Origin of the sequence: Bacillus sp. AFS023182, assembly GCF_002560575.1 — a bacterium.
GTDB classification, from domain to species: Bacteria; Bacillota; Bacilli; order Bacillales; family Bacillaceae_G; genus Bacillus_A; species Bacillus_A arachidis.
Genome location: NZ_NTRO01000139.1, coordinates 1 through 1,287, shown reverse-complemented (window position 1 = coordinate 1,287; position 1,287 = coordinate 1). Strand labels below are relative to the sequence as shown.

The 1,287-nt window shown below is 36.1% G+C and carries 1 protein-coding gene; it reads left to right on the top strand.

The window, feature by feature from the left end; all coding sequences use genetic code 11:
- Positions 1–86: 86 nt before the first annotated feature.
- Positions 87–1,246, top strand: a protein-coding gene (locus CN288_RS27640) for an IS3 family transposase (RefSeq protein WP_098303623.1) whose coding sequence is annotated in 2 segments (ribosomal slippage) — positions 87–345 and positions 345–1,246 — 1,161 coding nt in all. Because the reading frame shifts where the segments join, the coding sequence is not laid out codon by codon here.
- Positions 1,247–1,287 lie beyond the last annotated feature (41 nt).

The window sequence follows — 1,287 nt, the reverse complement described above, 5'->3', positions numbered from 1 at the left end:
TGGTATTATCCCATTTAGGTAGACAGTAAAAAAGAGTCCATCTGGTATGATGGACTTAATATTGTTTATCTGGAGGGGATTTTTTTATGGCGAAAAAAGGACAATCATTTCAAACATATACAGAAGAAGTAAAACAAGAAGCCGTTCGACTTCGATTAGAGGAAGGAAAAACATTACAATTCATTCGAGCACAGTTAGGAATTAAAAGTGACGCTCAAATTGTTGAATGGGTGAAACGTTACGAAAAAGGACAATCGTTTGAAGATCAACGTGGCATATGGAAGCGAAAGCATTTTAATAGTATAGAAGAAGAAAATGCTTATTTGAAAGCACAGGTGGAATATTTAAAAAAGCGCAATCCAAATCTACACGGGAAGGAATGGTCTTAAAGAAAGAACGTTTTTCGATTATCGATAGACTACGCACAGTATATCCCCTTTGTTGGTTATTACAAATTGCCGAAGTATCGAAAGCTGGCTACTACAAATGGCGAAAAAACCGCTCCCATGTAGCGTTGCGCCGTCAAAAAGATACATGGCATAAAGAGCATATTTTATCTATCCATCGGAAACACCCGTATTATGGATACAAACGTATGACCCGCGCTTTGATTCGTGAAGGAATGTATATGAATCACAAACGCGTTAGACGTTTGATGCATGAATTAGGAATCCGTTCTATGATTCGGAAAAAACGTCCTTTTTACGGAAGGAAAGCATCGATTGTGTTTCAAAACCATCTGAATCGAGAATTTTATGCGGATAAGAGACATGTAAAATTAGTAACAGATATTACATACATAAGAATTGGAGAAGAATTTGCTTATTTGTCAGCTGTCTTAGATTTGTATAACAATGAAATCGTGGCATGGAAGTTATCACATCGAAACGATTTAGCGCTTGTACTTTCTACATTAGAACAGTTAGAAGGAATCAAGCGTACTACTAAAACCCTTCTACATTCTGATCAAGGTTTTCAATATACATCAAAAGGTTACGCAAAACAGTTAGAACAATTAAAGATAAAAGGAAGTCATTCTAGACGAGGGAACTGTTTTGACAATGCATGTATTGAATCGTTCTTCTCTCATTTAAAAACAGAGAAGTTGTATTTAGTGCGTCCAAAAACATATGAAACAACTTATCGAGCAATCCAAGAATATATTACATTTTACAATCAAGAGCGATTCCAAGAAAAACTTCACGGCCTTTCCCCGATAGAATATCGGGAAAAGGCCGTGGCATAAAACTCTTTTTATTATTGTCTACTTGACGGGGATATGACCAA